The organism is Streptosporangium sp. CA-115845 (assembly GCF_050943795.1).
Lineage (GTDB): Bacteria > Actinomycetota > Actinomycetes > Streptosporangiales > Streptosporangiaceae > Streptosporangium.
The window spans coordinates 3,219,729-3,239,925 of record NZ_CP191988.1; the positions used below are offsets into that span (position 1 = coordinate 3,219,729).

General features: G+C 67.5%; 18 protein-coding genes and 1 tRNA gene. 13 read left to right on the forward strand and 6 right to left on the reverse strand.

What is annotated here, in order from left to right:
• Positions 1-135 precede the first annotated feature (135 nt).
• From ACQP0P_RS16795 to pyk, 3 genes are all read left to right on the forward strand, one after another.
• A complete protein-coding gene (locus ACQP0P_RS16795; RefSeq protein WP_433377376.1) occupies positions 136-1,806 on the forward strand; it encodes a S8 family peptidase in 1,671 nt (556 codons plus the stop codon).
• A 358-nt stretch (positions 1,807-2,164) separates the two neighbouring features.
• Entirely contained in the window at positions 2,165-2,584 is a 420-nt protein-coding gene (locus tag ACQP0P_RS16800) for a hypothetical protein (RefSeq protein WP_433377379.1), read from the forward strand.
• 410 nt (positions 2,585-2,994) lie between these two features.
• On the forward strand, positions 2,995-4,425 hold the full coding sequence (pyk, locus tag ACQP0P_RS16805; protein WP_433377382.1) for a pyruvate kinase: 1,431 nt from the start codon (positions 2,995-2,997) through the stop codon (positions 4,423-4,425).
• Positions 4,426-4,665: 240 nt separating this feature from the next.
• Here pyk and ACQP0P_RS16810 read toward each other — a convergent pair whose 3' ends face one another.
• From ACQP0P_RS16810 to ACQP0P_RS16825, 4 genes are all read right to left on the reverse strand, one after another.
• A complete protein-coding gene (locus ACQP0P_RS16810) occupies positions 4,666-5,472 on the reverse strand; it encodes a maleylpyruvate isomerase family mycothiol-dependent enzyme (protein ID WP_433377385.1) in 807 nt (268 codons plus the stop codon).
• 109 nt (positions 5,473-5,581) lie between these two features.
• Complete coding sequence (locus ACQP0P_RS16815; protein ID WP_433377388.1) at positions 5,582-6,169, reverse strand: GNAT family N-acetyltransferase; 588 nt, start codon at positions 6,167-6,169, stop codon at positions 5,582-5,584.
• Positions 6,170-6,239: 70 nt separating this feature from the next.
• Positions 6,240-7,007, reverse strand: a complete 768-nt coding sequence (locus ACQP0P_RS16820) for a helix-turn-helix domain-containing protein (RefSeq protein WP_433377391.1) — start codon at positions 7,005-7,007, stop codon at positions 6,240-6,242.
• Positions 7,008-7,107: 100 nt separating this feature from the next.
• Positions 7,108-7,180 (reverse strand) — tRNA-Leu (locus tag ACQP0P_RS16825).
• Between the two features lie 113 nt (positions 7,181-7,293).
• Between ACQP0P_RS16825 and ACQP0P_RS16830 the strand changes: the two genes are divergently transcribed.
• The 6 genes from ACQP0P_RS16830 to ACQP0P_RS16855 all read left to right on the forward strand — a co-directional run bounded on the left by ACQP0P_RS16830 (position 7,294) and on the right by ACQP0P_RS16855 (position 13,292).
• Positions 7,294-7,920, forward strand: a complete 627-nt coding sequence (locus ACQP0P_RS16830; protein ID WP_433377394.1) for an ANTAR domain-containing response regulator — start codon at positions 7,294-7,296, stop codon at positions 7,918-7,920.
• Positions 7,921-8,203: 283 nt separating this feature from the next.
• Complete coding sequence (locus tag ACQP0P_RS16835; RefSeq protein ID WP_433377397.1) at positions 8,204-9,406, forward strand: branched-chain amino acid ABC transporter substrate-binding protein; 1,203 nt, start codon at positions 8,204-8,206, stop codon at positions 9,404-9,406.
• Positions 9,407-9,564: 158 nt separating this feature from the next.
• Positions 9,565-10,533: a branched-chain amino acid ABC transporter permease gene (locus ACQP0P_RS16840; RefSeq protein WP_433377400.1), complete on the forward strand. Its 969-nt coding sequence runs from the start codon at positions 9,565-9,567 to the stop codon at positions 10,531-10,533.
• Entirely contained in the window at positions 10,530-11,699 is a 1,170-nt protein-coding gene (locus ACQP0P_RS16845; protein WP_433377403.1) for a branched-chain amino acid ABC transporter permease, read from the forward strand. Before ACQP0P_RS16840 ends, ACQP0P_RS16845 begins: the two co-directional genes overlap by 4 nt.
• A gap of 65 nt (positions 11,700-11,764) precedes the next feature.
• Positions 11,765-12,529 carry an ABC transporter ATP-binding protein gene (locus ACQP0P_RS16850; protein WP_433381925.1) on the forward strand — a complete coding sequence of 255 codons (765 nt, stop codon included), beginning with the start codon at positions 11,765-11,767 and terminating at the stop codon, positions 12,527-12,529.
• The gene (locus ACQP0P_RS16855) at positions 12,519-13,292 is read left to right on the forward strand and encodes an ABC transporter ATP-binding protein (protein ID WP_433377406.1); all 774 of its coding nucleotides are present in this window, start codon (positions 12,519-12,521) and stop codon (positions 13,290-13,292) included. The genes ACQP0P_RS16850 and ACQP0P_RS16855 overlap by 11 nt, the downstream gene beginning before the upstream one ends.
• Before the next feature lie 47 nt (positions 13,293-13,339).
• Here ACQP0P_RS16855 and ACQP0P_RS16860 read toward each other — a convergent pair whose 3' ends face one another.
• On the reverse strand, positions 13,340-13,900 hold the full coding sequence (locus tag ACQP0P_RS16860; RefSeq protein WP_433377409.1) for a DUF4352 domain-containing protein: 561 nt from the start codon (positions 13,898-13,900) through the stop codon (positions 13,340-13,342).
• Positions 13,901-14,192: 292 nt separating this feature from the next.
• Between ACQP0P_RS16860 and ACQP0P_RS16865 the strand changes: the two genes are divergently transcribed.
• Genes ACQP0P_RS16865 through ACQP0P_RS16875 form a run of 3 tightly spaced genes read left to right on the forward strand, consistent with a single transcriptional unit; the run spans position 14,193 to position 16,621 of the window.
• Positions 14,193-15,011: an ABC transporter substrate-binding protein gene (locus ACQP0P_RS16865; RefSeq protein ID WP_433377412.1), complete on the forward strand. Its 819-nt coding sequence runs from the start codon at positions 14,193-14,195 to the stop codon at positions 15,009-15,011.
• Between the two features lie 3 nt (positions 15,012-15,014).
• The gene (locus ACQP0P_RS16870; RefSeq protein ID WP_433377415.1) at positions 15,015-15,863 is read left to right on the forward strand and encodes an amino acid ABC transporter permease; all 849 of its coding nucleotides are present in this window, start codon (positions 15,015-15,017) and stop codon (positions 15,861-15,863) included.
• Positions 15,860-16,621: an amino acid ABC transporter ATP-binding protein gene (locus ACQP0P_RS16875; protein WP_433377418.1), complete on the forward strand. Its 762-nt coding sequence runs from the start codon at positions 15,860-15,862 to the stop codon at positions 16,619-16,621. Before ACQP0P_RS16870 ends, ACQP0P_RS16875 begins: the two co-directional genes overlap by 4 nt.
• 229 nt (positions 16,622-16,850) lie before the next feature.
• Here the strand turns inward: ACQP0P_RS16875 and ACQP0P_RS16880 are convergent, their stop codons facing one another.
• A complete protein-coding gene (locus tag ACQP0P_RS16880; protein WP_433381928.1) occupies positions 16,851-17,270 on the reverse strand; it encodes a PaaI family thioesterase in 420 nt (139 codons plus the stop codon).
• A gap of 67 nt (positions 17,271-17,337) precedes the next feature.
• Between ACQP0P_RS16880 and polA the strand changes: the two genes are divergently transcribed.
• The gene (polA, locus tag ACQP0P_RS16885; protein ID WP_433377421.1) at positions 17,338-20,031 is read left to right on the forward strand and encodes a DNA polymerase I; all 2,694 of its coding nucleotides are present in this window, start codon (positions 17,338-17,340) and stop codon (positions 20,029-20,031) included.
• The last annotated feature ends 166 nt before the right edge of the window (positions 20,032-20,197 follow it).

The following is a 20,197-nucleotide window of genomic DNA, read 5'->3' on the forward strand; positions in this document are numbered from 1 at the left end:
CCGGGAACGCCTTGTGTACCGGCTGTTTCACGGACTCCTTCACAGGAAAACGCGCGGAGCGGATGTTTGAGTTCGCTGTGTCACGCGTATCGCTGAAGGATGAATTTTCGTGATCAGGCCAGGTGCGGAGGATCGATGAGACGCGGGATCAGAAGCCTGACGGGCGCGGGAGCGGTTCTCGCCCTGGCGGCTACCCTCACGGCGGGGGCCCTGGACGGCGGGGCCACCACGGTCGCGAGCCAGGCCCGCGAGTACCTGGTCTTCTACGCCGACGGCGCCCGCGACCGTGCGATCGACGCGATCGACGCGAGCGGCGGCACCGCGCTGTCCACCGAGACGAGGCTCGGCTACGTCGTCGCCAGCGGTCCCGGCGCCCACTTCGTGGAGGATCTCGCCGGCAGCGACGCCGTCGTGGGCGTCTCCTCCGACCGCAGGATCGGCTCCGCCACCGCGATCCCCGGGACAGGAGCCCCCACGGCCCTCGGGCAGAGCGCTACTCCGGACATCCGGGAGACCGGAGTCGGCGCACCGGAGCCGCTGGCCGAACGGCAGTGGGACATGAAGATGATCGGCGCCACCGCGGACGGCTCCCACGCAGGCGCCCCCGGCAACAAGAACGTGCTGGTCGGCGTCATCGACACCGGCATCGACGGCAGGCACCCCGACATCGCCCCCAACTTCAGCTACCCCCTGAGCCGCAACTTCGTGACCGACCGGCCCAAGGATCCCAACGGCAAGACCCTCGACGGACCCTGCGAGTTCAAGGACTGCAAGGACCCGGTCGACTGGGACGACGACGGCCACGGCACCCACGTGGCCAGCACCATCGCCTCGCCGGTCAACGGCCGGGGCGTCGCCGGAGTCGCCCCCGGGGTCACCCTGGTGAACCTGCGCGCCGGCCAGGACTCCGGCCTGTTCTTCCTCAAGCCCAGCATCGAGGCGCTCACCTACGCCGCGGACGCCGGGATCGACGTGGTCAACATGAGCTTCTACGTCGACCCGTGGCTGTTCAACTGCAAGGCCAACCCCGCCGACTCCAAGGCCGAGCAACTGGAGCAGCGCGGCATCATCACCGGCATGCAGCGCGCCCTCGACTACGCCCGCCAGCGGGGCGTCACCCTCATCAGCGCCATCGGCAACAGCGCCACCGACCTCGGCAGGCCCAAGACGGACAAGACCAGCCCCGACTACCCCAAGGAGGCCGAGCGCACCCGCAGGATCGACAACTCCTGCCTCAACGTCCCGGCCGAGTCCAAGGGCGTCATCTCGGTCTCCTCGGTCGGCCCGAGCAAGCGCAAGGCCTACTACTCCGACTACGGCGTCGAGCAGACCGACCTGTCGGCACCCGGCGGCGACGAGTTCGACGGCAGCGCCCGCTACGACATCACCAAGGGCATCCTGGCCGCCGCCCCGGAGTACGCGCTGCGGGCCAAGGGGCGGATCGGCGTCGACGGCACGCCGAAGGACACGTCGATCATTCGGGAGTGCCGCGACAACGTCTGCGCCTACTACCAGTACCTGGTCGGCACCTCCATGGCCGCCCCGCACGCCACCGGTGTGGCCGCCATCCTGATCAGCCGCTTCGGCAAGCCGGACAAGAGCGGCCTCACCATGGCCCCCGGCGAGGTCCAGCGCCTGCTGTACGCCACCGCCACGAGCGAGGCCTGCCCCTCGCCCCGCGAGTACGCCTACAAGCTCGACCCCGTGGAGGAAGGGGTGCACAAGTGCGAGGGTTCGAAGGCACGCAACGGCTTCTACGGCCACGGCATCGTCAACGCCGCCAAGGCGGCCTCCGTCACCCCCTGAGGCTTTCGCGGGCCCCAGCGGCGGTCGCGCCCGTGTCCGCCCGCTGAGGCTCCGTCACGCCCTGGGGGAGCCGCACCGTCCCGGGCCCGGAGGGATTTCCCCGGGCTGCCAGGTACCGCGGCGATCAGAGATCGGTGACGCCCTCCAGGCCGACCGCGGCACGGCTCTCCTGCTCGACGCCCGCTCGACGCCCGCTTGGCGGCCGATGAGGATCCGATGAGAGGGGGAGGGCTCAGTGGAAACGGCGCCCCGTTATGTTCGTTTTGTCACGTTCAAAAGAGGATCAACAGGCGGGTGGAGCGGTCAGGCCGGGGAAGGAGAACGGTTCTCCGGCTCCATTTCGTCACTGTGAGGATCCATGAGACTTCTAGCGCGCCCACACCAGCTTCCACCCCGGACCGCCGCCGGTGTGATCATCCTGAACTCGGGGCTGGGCAAGTGGTCCGCCGACGAGGAGACCGCCGCGGGGGTCCACGGGATGGCGGTGGGGACCTACCCGTTCCTCAAGAACATCAAAGCGACGCGGTTCGTGAAGCTGCTCTCCACCGCGGAGATCGCCCTGGGCGCGGCACTGCTGGTCCCCGTGGTGCCCTCGCTGCTGGCGGGCGCCGGGCTGACCGCCTTCGCCGGAGGGCTGCTCGGGCTCTACCTCAAGACGCCGGGCATGCGGGAGGAAGACAGCCTGCGCCCCACCCAGCAGGGCGTCGCCCTCGCCAAGGACGTCTGGCTGCTGGGCATCGGCGCCGGACTGGTCGTGGAGGAACTCGTCTACGATTGACGTCCTCCCACGGCTTGGAAGCCGGGGATTCCAGCACCCGACCTGACGGTCGGATCTGTCGGTTCGCGGTTCACCGGCCCGGGCACCCCCGAAGCCTCCCCGCGCAGACACGGCACGCCCTGCCGCGTTCGCACAAACACGCCCCACTTGGTTATCGCGGAACACCCCGACCCTACCGAGCCACACCCGCACAATGAGCGAAAAAACGAGAAGTGCTTCCTCGGTCGCCAGGGAGCGGCTCGGGCAGGCGGAAATCTGTGTCCTCGATGAGACAGACCACGGTGAGCGTGAGGTGAGGGGCGATTCGCAACCTTCCGTTCACCCAGGGTAGCGTTTGTGTCACCGAATTTTTCATCGCTGCCATGACCAACGTCACGACCAAGTGGTCTGTACCAATTAGGGTGGGATCCGTGACTCGTCGCGCGAAAATCGTCTGCACTCTCGGCCCCGCCACCTCCTCTCCCGAACGTCTCCGCGAGCTGATCGCGGCCGGGATGGACGTGGCCCGTTTCAACCTCAGCCACGGCAGCCACGAGCTGCACAAGGAGGTTTACGACAGGGTGAGGGAGGCTGCCGCCGAGCTCGGACGTGGCGTAGGTCTGCTGGCCGACCTCCAGGGCCCCAAGATCCGGGTCGGCAAGTTCGAAGAGGGCCCCGTCCGCCTCGGCTTCGGTGACGTCTTCACGATCACCACCGAAGAGGTCCCCGGCGACCGTGAGCAGGTCTCCACCTCCTACCTGGGGCTCCCCAAGGACGTCCACCCCGGAGACAGCATCCTGGTCGACGACGGCCGGGTCCGCCTGGAGGTGACCCGGGTCGAGGGCCAGCGCGTCACCACCCGCGTGATCATCGGCGGCATGATCTCCGACAACAAGGGCCTCAACCTGCCGGGCGTCAAGGTCAGCGCCCCCGTCCTCACCGACAAGGACGAGACCGACCTGCGCTGGGCCCTGCGCACCGGCTTCGACCTGGTCGCGCTCTCCTTCGTCAGGCGTCCCTCCGACGCCGACGTGGTGCGCAACATCATGGAGCAGGAGGGCATCCGCCTCCCGCTGCTCGCCAAGATCGAAAAGCCGGAGGCGGTGGAGCGGCTCCCCGAGATCATTGAGGCCTTCGACGGCATCATGGTCGCCCGCGGCGACCTCGGCGTCGAGCTGCCCCTAGAAGAGGTGCCCATCGTGCAGAAACGGGCCATCGAGCTCTGCCGCGAGAAGGCCCGCCCGGTCATCGTCGCCACCCAGATGCTCGACTCGATGATCACCGCACCGCGCCCCACCCGGGCCGAGGCCTCCGACGTCGCCTACGCCGTCATGGACGGCGCCGACGCGGTCATGCTCTCCGGGGAGACCTCGGTCGGCAACTACCCCATCGAGGTCGTCGAGACCATGAGCCGCATCGCCACCACCGCGGAGAAGAGCTCGCTCCAGGCCACCCACAGCCTCGAACGGCTGCCGGAGACCACCGGCGGCGCCATCGCCCGCGCCGCCGCCGAGGTCGGCGCCATCGTCGGCGCCAAGGCACTGGTGGCGTTCACCATGTCCGGTGAGACCGCCCGCCGCCTGGCCCGCTACCGCTCACCCATCCCGCTGCTGGCCTTCACCTCCGCCAGCCACGTCCGCAACCAGCTCGCGCTGACCTGGGGCGTGGAGACCTTCGAAGTGCCGTTCGTCCACCACACCGACGACATGGTCCGCCAGGTGGAGGCCTCACTGCTGGCCCACTCCCGCCTGGAGAAGGGCGACAAGGTGGTCATCGTCGCCGGCTCCCCTCCCGGCACCGCGGGCTCCACCAACGCCCTGCGCGTGCACACCATCGGGGCGGCGGTCTCCAACCCCTCCTGATCGACACACCAGCGTACGGCCACCGCTCCGGCGGTGGCCGTACCCGTCTTCGAGGGGCATCTCCCGGCAGCACTCCTTGGACGTACCGCGCACCGCCTTCGACCCGCTACCGGTTCACCACGCCGCGAGCGGGCCGGCCTCGGCCACATCTGCCTGGAGCATGGACCAGCCCGCCGGGGCCGTGTGTTGTCCTTCAGGTCCGTGATGGGGGCCTGAGCAGGCACCCCGGGCCCCCGGGCGTCAGATCCCCGGGAACACCCGGCGCAGGTCGTCCAGGGTGACGCCGTCGCCGGTGACGGTCACCGACGGCGGCGTCTGCTCGGGAGCCAGCCTGCCACCGAGCAGACGCACCCACGCCTCCGCCGGGAGCGACAGGGTGTCGGCAGGCTCGGGAACCTCACTGAAGCCGACGGTCTCGCCGAGAGTGAGGCCCAGCACCCGCTCGGGATCACTCGTCTCGACCCGGAGGGTCGTGGCAAGGCGCGGATCAAGGGCGTCCGGCCTGCCCATGAAGCCGATCATGAAATCAAGCGGCCCGGAGTACAGATCGATCAGCACCCCGGCCGTGTCCGGCGCCACGGTGGCCGCCGGGTCGAAGGCGACCCCGACGTCCCAGGAGTGCAGGGCGGCCTCGTTCAGCCGCATCCCGGCCACCAGAGCGACATCGCCGGGCGCGGGCAAGAAGCTCAACTTGACCCGGAGCCGTTCGCGGGCGTCCACGTCGAGACCTTCGAAGACGGAGACGATCTCCGCGTCCACGATGAGGAAGTCCTCGGCCTGCCCCTCGGGGTCCTTCGCGTTCCAGCGATCCCAGACCTCGTGGTTGAAATCCTGGCCCGGGGTGTCCTGACCACCCAGCGCCGCCCGCAACGCCGCCAGACCGATCTCGGCGCCGCTGCCGAGGTGGCTGAGCACCTGGGCGACGGTCCACTCCGAACAGGCCGAAGGCCGGGTCAGGCCGGCGGCGTCCAGGCCGCGGACGAAGGCCGCCAGCCCGTCATGGGTGGCGCGCAGGGCCGCGATGGTCCGGTCGGCGAGTGTGCTCATGATTCTCCTACCGAGATGGAAGGAACACGGGTCGTCGTGATCGCCCCGATACTCTCCTACCCGCCGTCGCCCGGGTCACCATCATCCTGCCCCGCACCGGCACTCACGGTCAGGCCCCCTCGTACTCCCACGTCCGCAGCACTATCGGCCGGCCCTTCTCCTCAGCGGGCACCGGTGGCGCGTCCGTCCGGAGGTATCCCGCCGCGCGGGCCACCGCCACGCTCGCCGCGTTACCGTCCTCGATCACCAGCAGCAGCCGCGGCACCCCAACCGTGTCACGGGCGAACTCCGTCATCATCCGCACCGCCTCCCGCGCCAGCCCCCGCCCCCGGTAGGCGGCCCCCACGCTGTAACCGATCTCCGCGACGTCCAGGCCCGGCCCTTTGAACATCAGCAACACCTCACCCATGGGCTCATCTCCGTCCACGGTGATCGCCAACTGCAGCCGATCCCCGGCCGCCCGCCGCTGCCGGGCCCGTTCCAGATAGGCCAGCGCCTCCTGCGGGCCGAACGGCGAGACCAGCGGCGTCCAGTACGCCACCTCGGGGTCGTCGAACAGCTTCACCATCGTCCCCAGGTCGTCGTCCTCCCACTCCCGCAGCACCACCCCGTGCCCGCGGAGCCGCACTCCCTCCGGAAGCACCCGCCCGGCCCCGGGACCGCTCGGCTCCGCCTGGCCGTTCTGCACAGTTTCCACGCATCCCCCTTTGTCGCACCGTCTTCCGAGTAACCTACTCGCCTGCCGGCCGGTGTCCCGCCGGACTACCTCAGTACTTCGGGCCCACGAACTCGTCCAACCGCTCGACGGCCGCTCGCCTGGCCACGGAGATGGTGTTGTAGCGCGAATAGCGCCAGGCCACGTCAAGGAGGTCAAGTGCTTCACCGCACAGTTCGAGGATGTCCTTCGACTCGTTCTTGAAGAGGTAGCGCGGATACTCGTACCAGTGATCGCTGCCGTTGATGTGATGACGAACGCGGTTCATGCCGCGATAGCCGTCCGAGTGCATCAGGCCCCGGACGAATCGACCCGGATGTATCGTGAGGATCTTCTTCTGCCAGTCTTCCAGCACGATTTTTCGGAGGTGTTTGCGCCCAGGACCATGTTGCGGGAAGAGACACGTCCAGTGTTTTGAGTGGCTTTGGATCTCTACACAGCCGCTTTTCTGCCGACGACTCACCGAAGAGGTGGGCATCACCGTAGCTGTAACCTCAGCCGCTTCTTCTATAAGCCCTGGCCAGTCATCGCAGCAGGCCAGGGAAAACCGATAGACGCCTTTGCGGCACAGCACGATGTGGCCGTCACCGAGGTACAGCCCGAGAAGATAGGCATAGGCTGCCTCGTCAAGTGGCCGCTCGTGGCAACGGGGACAGGAGTGGTGTCGCCTACGGTCTTCGTCTTCGTGAGCTCTTCGTGCCCCGGTTCTCCATTTTTGAACCGCGCCGAGTGATACGCCACAGAGTTCGGCGACACGGCGGTCGATGAGGCCAAGCGCCGAGAGTTGGAGAGCGCGGTCGACGGTTTCACGGGGGTGCATGGGACCACCATGCCAAGCGCTACCGACAGTTTTCGTGTCGCTACAGATCGCGTTGGAAGTAGCCGGGCCGGTCGATCTCGTCGACCGGCCCGGTTAACTGTGCCCCGAGTGGGATTCGAACCCACACTGAATGGATTTTGAGGCCATCGACTCTGCCGTTGGTCTATCGGGGCATATTTCCGGACTTGTCCGGATCCTGCGTGCCAGCTAAGAGCTTACCTAGAAGTAGATCGCTTTCGGTAGCTGACGTGGTCCCAATCTAGCGGACGTCGGTACTCTCTTGCTCGTGAGTACGCAGCGGCGAGTGGTGATCGCGGAAGACGAAGCACTGATCCGTCTCGACCTCAAGGAGATGTTAGAGGAAGAAGGATACGAGGTCGTCGCGGAGGCCGGGGACGGGGAGTCGGCGGTCAAGCTGGCGATGGAGCAGCAGCCCGATCTGGTGATCCTGGATGTGAAGATGCCCGTCCTGGACGGGATCTCGGCGGCCGAGCAGATCGTGTCGCAGCGGATCGCGCCGTGCCTCATTCTCACGGCCTTCTCGCAGCGTGACCTGGTGGAGCGGGCGAGGGACGCCGGTGCGATGGCGTACCTGGTGAAGCCGTTCACGAAGTCGGATCTGGTGCCGGCGATCGAGATGGCGGTCAGCAGGCATCAGGAGATCGCCGCGCTGGAGCGGGAGGTCGGGACGCTCTCCGAGCGGTTGGAGACGCGCAAGCTGGTGGAGCGGGCGAAGGGTCTGCTGATGGAGCGGCACGGGTGGAGTGAGCCGCAGTCGTTCCGGTGGATCCAGAAGGCGTCGATGGATCGCAGGCTGAGCATGCGGCAGGTCGCGCAGATCGTGGTCGCGGACGCGGACGCGAATGTGGACCGGGGTGGGGGCGGCCCCGAGATGGGGGCGGAGGAGCCCTGAATCGGACTCTCCGGCCCTTTCCGCAGGCCCGTGCCTGTCGGGGATGTAGCTCGTGGGGGCCGGTGTGACGGCCGTGGGGGCGGCGAGGTCGCCAGTGACCATGGCTTTTGCGGCTGATAGCCGAAAAGGATCGGTGTTATAAAGAAACGATAACGGCGGGCCGTCCTGTATCGACCCGTGACATCGGCTGGCTGTACTACCGACACAACCCCCTGGCCACCCGCCAGGGAAGGGCATCTGTGAACCCGGTCCTGACGAGGGAGCGGGCGAAAGGAAGGCAACCTTGCGGCTTAAGACTGCACGCCTCGGTGGAGTGCTTGCCGCCGGTGTGGCGCTCACCCTCGGTCTCGCTGCCTGCGGTGACGGTGGTACGGAAGCCACGCCGGCTGAGGGCGGCTCCAGTGCTGCCGCCCCCGGTACCATCAAGCTCGGCTTCATGGGAGACCTGACCGGCGCCAATGCCGGCATCGTCATTCCCCCCCGGAACGGTGCGAAGCTCGTCATCGACGAGTACAACAAGACCAACCCGGCTGTGAAGATCGAGCTGGTCGAGTACGACAGCCAGGCGGACCCGTCGAAGGCGGTCGCCCTGGCCCAGCAGGCGATCAAGACTGACAAGATCGTCGGCCTGATCGGTCCCGCGTTCTCCGGCGAGTCCGCCCAGGTGGCGCCGGTGCTGGAGGAGGCGAAGCTGCCGAGCGTCTCGGCGTCCGCCACCAACGCCGCGCTGTCGGCGAATGGTTGGAAGTACTGGCACCGGGTGCTGCCGAGTGACAACGTTCAGGGCCCCGGTATCGGTGACTTCATCGCGACGGGTCTCGCCGCGAAGAACGTTTTCGTCATCGATGACAAGTCCGAGTACGGCAAGCCGCTTGCCGACGCGGTCAAGGGCGCGCTTGAGGCCAAGAGCGTGAAGCTGACGACCGACTCGCTTGACCCGACCGAGAGTGACTTCTCCTCGGTGGTGAACAAGGTCGCGGCCGCCAAGCCTGACGCGATCTTCTTCGGTGGTTACTACGCCGCGGGCGGCAACCTGCTCAAGCAGCTCCGCGACAAGGGTGTCAAGGATGCGAAGTTCCTGTCCGGTGACGGTTCGCTGGACAAGGGTCTGATCGACGGCGCCGGTGCCGCGAACGCCGAGGGTGCGCTGGTCGGCTGCCCGTGCTACATCGCGACCCCGGATGTGACCGACGCCAAGGTGAAGGCGTTCGCCGACGCCTACAAGGCCGCTTACAGCGCCGACCCGGCGATCTACGCGGCCGAGGGCTACGACGCCGCGACGGTCTTCGTCGAGGCGATCAAGGCTGGTAACACCACGGCTGAGAAGATCAACGAGTTCATCGCCACGGTGGACTTCGCGGGTGTCTCCAAGCAGGTCAAGTTCGAGGCCAACGGTGAGGTCTCGGCGAAGGACATCTACATCTACCAGGTCAAGGATGGCGCCATCGGCCTGCTGGGCAAGGCCACCGAGGCCAAGCTGGGTTAGTCCGGCGCTGAAGGAGATTAGGTAGTCGGCGCGCGGGGAGCGGGAACGCGCAGCGCGTTCCCGCTCCCCGCGTACTTCCAGAGAGTCCACGAGGTTCTGCTGGAGGCGGTGTGCTACCCGGAAGTGCAGGCGACCCCCGCTAGAAGTGGTAAACCCTAGTGCTCAATGACTTCATCAATCAGTTCTGGCCGGCGACGATCGACGGCCTGGCCTTCGGCTCGATCTACGCCCTGATCGCGCTCGGTTACACCATGGTGTACGGCGTGCTGCGGCTGATCAACTTCGCGCATTCAGAAGTTTTCATGATCGGCACGTTCGGCGCGATGCTGGTGCCGTTCGTGTTCGGTATCAACTCGCCGCTCACCGGCATCGCGCTGGTCGGTGTCGTGGTGGCGATGATCCTGGCCGGCATGCTCGCCTCGGCGGGTACCGCGGTCGCGCTGGAGCGGATCGCCTACCGGCCGCTGCGCAAGCGCGGCGCGTCCCGGCTGGCGGCGCTGATCTCGGCGATCGGTGCCTCGATCTTCCTGCAGGAGTTGTTCGCGCTCCTGGTGATCCCGGAGGTCTTCAACCGTCCGGAGCAGGGCCGTATCCAGATGGCTCTGCCCCGGCTGATGGAGCGGAGCGAACTTTTCTCGATCTTCGGGCACCCTGTCCGGATCGACCAGATATTCGTCATCGTCGCCGCGATCGGCATGATGATCGCGCTGGACGCCCTGGTGAACCGCTCGAAGATCGGCCGAGGTATTCGCGCCACCGCGCAGAATCCCGAGGCGGCCGTCCTGATGGGCGTCGACATCAACAGGATCGTCCGGATGACCTTCCTCATCGGCGGCGGCATGGCCGGTGTGGCGGGTTCGCTCTACCTGATCTCGTACGAGAACACGCACTACCTTGTTGGATTCCTCTTCGGTATCAAGGCGTTCACCGCGGCGGTCCTGGGTGGCATCGGCAACCTGCGCGGCGCCCTGGTCGGTGGAATCACGCTCGGGCTGGTGGAGAACTACGGAGCCATCTTCTTCGGCTCCGACTGGAAGCATGTGATCTCCTTCACCATCCTCGTCTTGGTCCTGATGTTCCGCCCCACCGGAATCCTCGGTGAATCACTCCAGCAGGCGCGCGCATGAACCAGAAGAATTCCCTGGCAGGTTTCCGCAATGGCCTCGGCCGCTTCGGCGACGCCATGCACGATCGCTGGCTGAGCACTCCCGGCTGGCAGCGCTGGACGCTGTACGTGCTCCTGATCGTCGGGGCGCTGCTGCTGCCGTCGGAGAGTCTCGCCCCCTTCATGTCGCCCTACACCGACTGGGCGAGCATCCTGTTCTTCCCGATCGGGACGTACGTGGTCCTGGCGATCGGCCTGAACGTGGTGGTCGGTCAGGCGGGTCTGCTCGACCTGGGCTTCGTCGCGTTCTACGCGGTGGGCGGTTACGCGATGGCGTTGATCGGCACCCGGCTGGGCTGGAACTTCTGGCTCATCCTGGTGGTCGGCATCGGGATCTGTGCCCTGTCGGGCCTCACACTGGGTGCTCCGACGCTGCGGTTGCGCGGTGACTATCTGGCGATCGTCACGCTGGGCTTCGGTGAGATCATTCGGATCACCGCCCGCAACACCGACGAGATCGGTGGCCCGAACGGCATCCGCGGCATTCCGCACCCGCCGAGCATCGAGGACTTCAGTCTCTTCGGGATCAACTTCTCCGAGGTGTTCGGAGTGGATCCGCTCAAGTACGGCGTGCTGGACCCGCGCCCCTACTACTACCTGCTGGTCGCGCTGGCCGTCATCGTGATCATCCTGGTGAAGCGCTGGGAGAAGAGCCGGGTCGGGCGCGCCTGGGCGGCGATCCGGGAGGACGAGGACGCGGCCGAGGTCATGGGCGTGCCGACGTTCCGCTTCAAGATGCTCGCCTTCGCGATCGGTGCCTCCATCGGTGGCGCGATGGGCGTGCTGTGGGCGGCGAAGGCCATCTCGATCAACCCGAACGACTTCCAGTTCCTGCTGTCGGCGACGATCCTGGCCGCGGTGGTCATGGGTGGTTCGGGCAACCTGCCAGGTGTCATGCTGGGCGCCTTCCTGGTGGCCTGGCTGCCCGAGCGGTTCCGTGGTCTGCAGGAGTACCGCATGCTGATCTTCGGTGCGGTGCTGGTGGCGCTGATGATCTTCCGTCCGGAGGGGCTGCTGCCGTCGCGTCAACGCAAGGCGGAGTTGCAGGAGGGAACAGGCGGGATGGGTACGCTCGGGGCCGAGGTTCCCGGGCCCGATTCGCAGGTTGAGGAGGTGGCTTCCAAGTGAGCGCCGAGGTGAATCCGGCCACTGTGACCTCGGAGGTGACACAGGCGGAGCGGAGCGGCCGCACCATGTTGGAGCTGCGGAGCCTCGTGATGCGGTTCGGCGGTGTCACGGCCCTGCGCGAGGTCGACCTGACCATCAAGGAGGGGGAGATCTTCGCGCTCATCGGCCCGAACGGCGCCGGTAAGACCACGGTCTTCAACGTGGTGACCGGGGTCTACCAGCCGACCGAGGGCGAGGTCCGCTTCCTGGACGAGAAGATCAGCGGCGTCAAGCGCTTCAAGATCACAAAGCGGGGCATCGCCCGCACGTTCCAGAACATCCGGCTGTTCCACAACATGACGGCCATCGAGAACGTCATGGTGGGCGCGGACGCGCACCACAGGTCGGGCATGGTCAGCGTGGCGCTGGGGCTTCCCTGGCACCGCAGGGCCGAGCGCGACGGGCGTGCGCTGGCGATGGAACTGCTCGACTTCGTCGGCATCTCGCACCGCGCGCAGGACCACGCCAAGAACCTGCCCTACGGTGACCAGCGCCGTCTGGAGATCGCCCGCGCCCTGGCGACCAACCCGAAACTGCTGCTGCTGGACGAGCCCGCCGCCGGTATGAACCCGGCGGAGAAGGTGGCGCTGCAGCAGCTGATCCGGGACATCCGGGACGCCGGGCGGACGATTCTGATCATCGAGCACGACATGAGCCTCATCATGGGCATCAGTGACCGCATCGCGGTGCTGGACTTCGGCCAGAAGATCGCCGATGGCCTGCCGGACGAGGTGCGGACCGACCCGCGGGTCGTCGAGGCGTATTTGGGAGCTCCCGCCGATGCTTCTTGAGGTCAAGGACATCCATGTCCACTACGGCAAGATCGAGGCGCTCAAGGGCATCTCGGTCGAGGTGAACGAGGGCGAGATCGTCACGCTCATCGGGGCGAACGGGGCGGGTAAGACCACCACCCTGAAGACGATCTCGGGGCTGCGCCCGCTGTCGTCGGGGAGCATCACCTTCGACGGCAACGACATCAGCAAGATGCCCGGCCACCAGCGGGTCGTCGCGGGTCTGGGGCAGGCGCCCGAGGGCCGGGGCGTGTTCCCGGGCATGACGGTGCAGGACAACCTGCTCATGGGCGCCTATACCCGCTCGGGTGATTTCAGCGCCGACCTGGACGAGGTCTACGAGCTCTTCCCCCGCCTGAAGGAGCGCAGGACCCAGATGGGCGGCACGATGTCCGGAGGTGAGCAGCAGATGCTCGCCATCGGCCGCGCGCTGATGGCCAAGCCCAAGCTGCTCCTGCTGGACGAGCCGTCGATGGGGCTGGCGCCGCTGATCGTGCAGCAGATCTTCTCGATCATCGAGGAGATCAACCGCCGGGGCACCACGGTGCTGCTGGTGGAGCAGAACGCCCAGCAGGCGCTGAAGCTGGCCCACCGCGCCTATGTCCTGGAGACCGGGCAGGTGGTCAAGAGCGCGCCCGCGGACGAGCTGCTCAACGACCCGGCCGTGCAGGCCGCCTATCTGGGCGGTGGAGCGGCGCACGACCTGGTCGAGGAGGCGGCGGGTGCTCCCGGCTCGGCCTCCGCTTCGGAGGAGCCGGCCTGATCCGTGCCTTCCACGGCAGGGGGCGGGCCCGTCCCCTGCCGTGGGGCTCAGGACAGTGGCACCTGCGCGCCGTCGGTGGTGCCCCCCACGCCGAGGGGCGGGTCGCCGAACAGCCTGATCGCGGTGACCTTCGCCTCGGCGGGGATGTCGTACCACAGGTCCATTTCGATCCTGACCTGGGCGCCGAGCGGGAGGGTGTCCGGCTGGCGCTTGATGGCCTGCGCGAACTTGTCGATCGTGTGGGCGGTGCCGTCGGCGGTGATGAGCCGCTGCCGCTTGGCGTCGAAGCGCGAGTTGGTGCGCCCGGGGTTCTCCACGAGAATCCGTACGACCACGTACTGGCCCTTGGCCTGCCACTCGGCGTGGCTGCCGAAGAAGCCGCTCAGGCCCTTCTGCAGGCCGATCACCTGGAACCGGGTGTCGCCGTCGGTCACCGGCGCGGCCCTGACGGGGCTCTCGCCCGGCCGAACCGGGCGCGGCGGGAGTTCGTAGGTCGGGGTGGGGGCGGCCGAGGGGGAGGCGGATGCGGCCGGTCCTCCTGCGGTGCAGCCGGACAGGACGGTGACGGCGAGAGCGACACCGGTGAACAGGATCAGGGGGGCACGCACATCGGGCAACGTAACCGAGTCGGAGCCCGAAATTCAACGACCGGCCCGGCTGGTGTTGACGATCCGGCAAGTGTTCGCATCCCGGTCCACGGCGGGAGCAGGGTGTGGATCGGAGAGGGGGACTCCTGACACGGTTGTTGTCCGAATTGTGTCATACCAGTGATCTGCACGATTATGCAGGTGATGGAGCATGACCTGCACTGAGGTATCCATAAAAGAAGCGACATTTGACCGTAAGGAGGCCTTTGTGGGCCTGAGTTTTGTTTCTCGTCGTGCACTCACGGTGGGCGCCATGGTCGTCGCCGGTGCGCTCGGCCTTGCGGCCTGCGGTGGTGGCGAGACCAGCACCGCGAGCCCGAGCGATGGTGCCTCGGCAAGCGCTCCCGCAGCCGCCGCCGGCCCGCAGGTGATCACCCCTGGCAAGCTGACCACCTGCACCAACCTGCCCTACGAGCCCTTCCAGTTCAAGGAGGGGGAAAAGGTCGTCGGTTTCGACGTCGACATCGTCGACCTGGCGGCCAAGAAGCTCGGCCTGACGCAGGAGATCGTCGACATCGACTTCGCCGTCATCAAGAGCGGCGCGGCGATGGCGGCGGGCAAGTGTGACGTGGCCGCCGCCGGTATGACGATCACCGAGGAGCGCAAGGCCAACATCGACTTCTCCGAGCCCTACTTCGACGCCACGCAGGCACTGCTGGCCAAGAAGGGAGCCGGCGTGGCGACCCTTGACGAGATCAAGGCCAAGGGCCTCAAGCTCGGCGCCCAGGCCTCGACCACGGGCCTCGACTACGTCAAGGGCAAGGGCATGGACCCGAAGGAGTTCGCCGACTCTCCCAAGGAACTGCTCGGTCTGCAGTCCGGACAGGTCGACGTGATCGTCCAGGACCTTCCCGTCGTCCTGACCTGGCTGAAGAAGCCCGAGATCGCGGAGAAGTTCGAACTGGTCGCCAGCCTCGACACCGGCGAGCAGTACGGCGTCGGCCTGAAGAAGGGCGCCGACCCGATCCTGCTCAAGGCGATCAACGACGCGATCACCGAGGCCAAGGCGGACGGCACCTACGAGCAGATCTTCGTCAAGTGGTTCGGTAAGAAGCCCGGGGAGCTCGGCTAACCGATGACGGACCAGCCAACGACGACCGAGCCCACTCCCGGCGGGGGCGCCCCCGCCGGGAGTGGGCTCAGTCCCCGTAAGAGACAGCAGATCAGCCGGGCCGTCCAGTACGTCGTACTGGCGGCCGTGGCCGTCTTCCTGGCCCTGACCATCGAGTGGGGCGAGCTCGGAAAGAACTTCGCCAGGCTCGACGTCGCGGAGAAGACGCTTCCAGAGCTGTTCACGATCGCGCTGAAGAACACCATCATCTACTCGGTGGGTGGGTTCGTCTTCGCCTTCCTGCTCGGTCTGCTGTTCGCGCTGATGCGGATGTCGTCGGTGCGGCCCTACCGGTGGATCGCGGTCGCCTACATCGAGATCTTCCGCGGCCTGCCCGCGCTGCTGATCTTTCTGCTCATCCTGTTCCTGCCGCTGGCCCTGAGTGGCTTCCAGGTGCCGGGCGGCACCTACGGTGAGGGCATCCTGGGTCTGACGATCGTCGGTTCGGCCTACATGGCGGAGACGCTCAGGGCGGGCCTTCAGGCGGTGCCCAAGGGGCAGATGGAGGCGGCGCGCTCGCTGGGCATGTCGTACACGCGGGCCATGGTCTCCATCGTCATCCCGCAGGCCGTGCGCATCGTGATCCCGCCGACGACCAACCAGTTCGTCTCCCTGCTCAAGGACTCCTCGCTGGTGCTGTTCCTCGGTGTCTCCGGTGACTACGTCGAGCTCACGAAGTTCGGCAACGACATGGCCTCGACCCATGCCAACGCCACGCCCATCCTGGTCGTGGGCGTGACATACCTTCTGGTCACCATCCCGCTGGGTTATCTCGCGTCCCGGCTGGAGAAGCGCCAGGCGAAGGGACGGTGACTCCGGTGAACCACGCGGTCGAGATCCGTGACCTGCACAAGTGCTTCGGCAAGCTCGAGGTTCTCAAGGGCATCGACTTCGCCGTCGACCCCGGCCAGGTGGTCTGTGTCATCGGACCCTCGGGGTCGGGCAAGTCCACCCTGCTGCGCTGCGTGAACCTGCTGGAGCAGCCGACGTCGGGCAAGGTGGTCGTCCACGGAGTGGAGCTGACCGACCGCGACGTCGACATCGACGCCGCCCGCCGCGGCATCGGGATGGTCTTCCAGCAGTTCAACCTGTTCCCGCACATGACGGTTCTGCAGAACGTGATGATCTCGCAGCGCCGGGTGCTGAAGCGGGGCAAGGCCGAGGCCGAGAAGATCGCCAGGGAGAACCTGGACAAGGTCGGCATCGGTGAGAAGTGCGACGCCTACCCTACCCAGCTCTCCGGTGGCCAGCAGCAGCGGGTGGCCATCGCCAGGGCGCTGGCCATGAGCCCGGCGCTGATGCTCTTCGACGAGCCCACCTCGGCGCTCGACCCCGAGCTCGTCGGGGACGTGCTCACGGTCATGCGCAAGCTCGCCGAGGAGGGGATGACGATGCTCGTGGTCACCCACGAGATGGCGTTCGCCCGCGACGTGGCCGACCGGGTGGTCTTCATGGACGGCGGCGTGATCGTGGAGGACGGCCCGGCGGAGCAGGTGATCGGCGCTCCGCGGCACGAGCGCACGAAGACCTTCCTGCGCCGGGTGCTCGACCCGACGCACACGGACATCTGAGTTCCGTCTCTTAAGTAAGGGCCCGCACCCGCCCGGTGCGGGCCCTCGTGCGATGAAGGTCCGAAGCCGATGAAGGTCCGAAGCTCAGGGAGCCCGGGGGAGGCCTTTGGCGCCGTACGGAGCTTCCCCGACCCCGTACGTTTTCTACTCGGCCTCCCCGCGGGCATCGCCATCACCCACCGTAGCGGAGTCGTCGCTCGATGATGGCGAAAAGGCGTTCCGGGTGTGTTCAGGCGTCGCGCAGCATGCAGGTGAGGCGCGCGCTGCACACCCGGCGGTCCCGCTCGTCGACGATCTCGATGTCGTAGGTGGCGAGCGTCCGGCCGCCGTGCAGCCGGGTGGCCACGCCGGTGACCAGGCCCGAGGTGGCCGAGCGGTGGTGGGTGGCGTTGATCTCGATGCCCATCGCGATCCGCTCGGGGCCCGCGTGCAGTGCCGCGCCGACCGAGCCCAGCGTCTCCGCCAGCACGCACGAGGCGCCGCCGTGCAGCAGGCCGTACGGCTGGGTGTTGCCCTCGACGGGCATCGTGCCCGTCACCCGCTCGGGAGTGGCATCGGTGATCAGGATGCCCATCCGCTCCACCAGTGTGTTCCGGTGTGAGGCGGCCAGCAACTCCTCGATGCGAGCGGCCTCGTCGGGGTCTGTCATGGTCAAGGGGACGTCTCCTGTCAGGCGAGTCAGGCGTTCTGTCGTACCAGGAGACTAGGCTTTCGCTGTGCCGAAGAACGAAGCGACCCCCACTCGTCCGTGTCTCCTGCTGCTGGATGGGCATTCACTCGCCTATCGGGCCTTCTACGCCCTGCCGGAGGAGAACTTCTCCACCACCACGGGCCAGACGACCAACGCGGTCTACGGTTTCACCTCGATGCTGGTCAACGTGCTCCGCGACGAGCGGCCGACCCACGTGGCGGTCTGCTTCGACCGTTCCGAGCCGACGTTCCGCCACGAGGAGTACGCCGACTACAAGGCGAACCGGAGTGCGAGTCCGGACAGCTTCCGCAGCCAGATGAGCCTGATCCACGAGGTGCTCGACGCGGTGCGCGTGCCGCACCTGTCGCTGGCCGGATACGAGGCCGACGACCTGATCGCCACCCTCGCCACCCGCGCCGCCGAGCAGGGCATGAACGTGCTGATCGTCACCGGCGACCGCGACGCGCTGCAACTCGTCGACGAGCGGGTCACCGTGCTGATGACCCGTGTCGGCATCAGCAACATGACCCGCTTCACCCCCGAGGCCGTCCTGGAGAAGTACGAGCTCACCCCGGCCCAGTATCCCGACTTCGCGGCCATCCGCGGCGACTCCAGCGACAACCTGAAGAACATCCCCGGCGTGGGGGAGAAGACCGCGGCCAAGTGGATCCGCGAGTTCGGCTCGCTGGAGGAGCTGGTCAACCGGGTGGACGAGGTCAAGGGCAAGGTCGGTGACAAGCTCCGCGACCACCTCGACCAGGTGCTGATGAACCGGCGCCTGACCCAGCTGATCCGCGACGTCCCGCTGGAGCGGGAGGTCTCCGGGCTGACGGTCGGCGCGGCCGACCGCGACGAGGTCAACAAGATCCTCGACACGCTGGAGTTCCGCGGCGAGATCCGCGACCGGCTGTTCAAGACGATCGGCTCGCCCGAGGCGGAGACCGAGGAGGGCTTCGAGGTCGAGGTCGTCACCCTCGGCCCCGACGAGGTGGAGCCGTGGCTGCGCGCGCTGCCCGAGGGCCGCGCCGGCCTGGCCTTCAAGGGCGCGTACGGCAGCGGCACCGGCCGCGTCGACAGCATCGCCGTCGCGGCGGCCGGAGCCGGGGCCGCGTTCATCGACCCGACCACGCTGACCGAGGCCGACGAGGCGGCCCTGCGCGCGTGGCTGGCCGACGCCTCGAAGCCCAAGGCGGTGCACGACGCCAAGGGCCCGATGCTCGCGCTGTGGGCGCAGGGCATGGAGCTGCGCGGCCTCACCTGCGACACCGCGCTCGCCGCCTACCTGGCGACGCCCGGGCAGCGCTCGTTCCCGCTGGAGGACCTCGTGCGGGTCTATCTGCGGCGTGAGCTGCGCAGCGAGGCCGACAGCGGCGGCCAGACCAGCCTCTTCGACGACCAGGACGACGACGCCGCCCGCGATCTGGCCCTGCGGGCACTGGCGGTCGGCGAGCTCGCCGACGCGCTGGAGGCGTTTCTGGAGCCGCTGGGCGGCATCCGCCTGATGCGCGACGTGGAGTTGCCGCTCGTCACCGTGCTGGCCGAGCTCGAGCGGGCCGGCATCGCCGCCGACCGGGAGTATCTCAGCGGCCTGGAGGCCGAGTTCGGCGCCGCGGTCAAGCAGGCGGTCGAGGCGGCGCACGCCTCCGTGGGCGGTGAGCAGTTCAACCTGGGCTCGCCCAAGCAGCTTCAGGAGATCCTGTTCGTCAAGCTCAACCTGCCCAAGACCAAGAAGACCAAGACGGGCTACACCACCGACGCCCCCGCGCTGGCCTGGCTGGCCGCCCAGACCGAGCACGAGCTGCCGACGATCATGTTGCGCCACCGCGACCAGGCCAAGCTGAAGGTCACGGTCGAGGGCCTGATCAAGGAGGTCGCCGACGACGGCCGCATCCACACCACGTTCAACCAGATCGTGGCGGCCACCGGGCGGCTCAGCTCGGAGAAGCCCAACTTGCAGAACATCCCGATCCGCACCGCCGAGGGTCGCCGCATCCGGCAGGGCTTCGTGGTCGGTAAGGGCTTCGAGACCCTGCTGACCGCCGACTACAGCCAGATCGAGCTGCGCATCATGGCCCACCTGTCCGGCGACGAGGCGCTGATCGCGTCCTTCGAGTCCGGACACGACTTCCACAAGGCCACCGCGGCCCGGGTCTTCGACATCGAGCCCGAGCAGGTCACCGGGGAGATGCGGGCCAAGATCAAGGCGATGAACTACGGCCTGGCCTACGGGCTGTCCGACTTCGGGCTGTCGGAGCAGCTCAACATCCCCGTCTCCGAGGCCAGAGCGCTCAAGGAGGGGTATTTCGAGGAGTTCGGCGGCGTTCGCGACTTCCTCAACGCGATCGTCGCGCAGGCCAGGAACGACGGCTACACCGAGACGATCATGGGGCGTCGCCGCTACCTGCCCGACCTCAACAGCGACAACCGCCAGCGCCGCGAGATGGCCGAGCGGATGGCGCTCAACGCGCCCATCCAGGGTTCGGCGGCCGACATCATCAAGGTCGCCATGCTCAACGTGCAGGGCGCGCTCAAGGAGGCGGCGCTCGGTTCCCGGATGCTGCTGCAGGTCCACGACGAGCTCGTCTTCGAGGTGGCCCCCGGTGAGCTGGAGACGTTGCGCGAGCTGGTCACCGACCGGATGAACGCCGCCTACGCCCTGCGTGTCCCGCTGGCCGTCTCGGTGGGCGTCGGCCGCACCTGGGAGGACGCCGGACACTGACGCCGGACACTGACGCCGGACACCGACGAGTCCCCCAAGGAGCCGGGGACCCCGCTGCGAGCCGGTCCCCGGCCGGCTGAAGGCCGCCTGCCTCCTAGCCGCCTGCCTCCTCGGTGTCCCGCCGGGAGAGGGGCGGGCACTGACGACCGCCTCCGAGCGGGTGGGG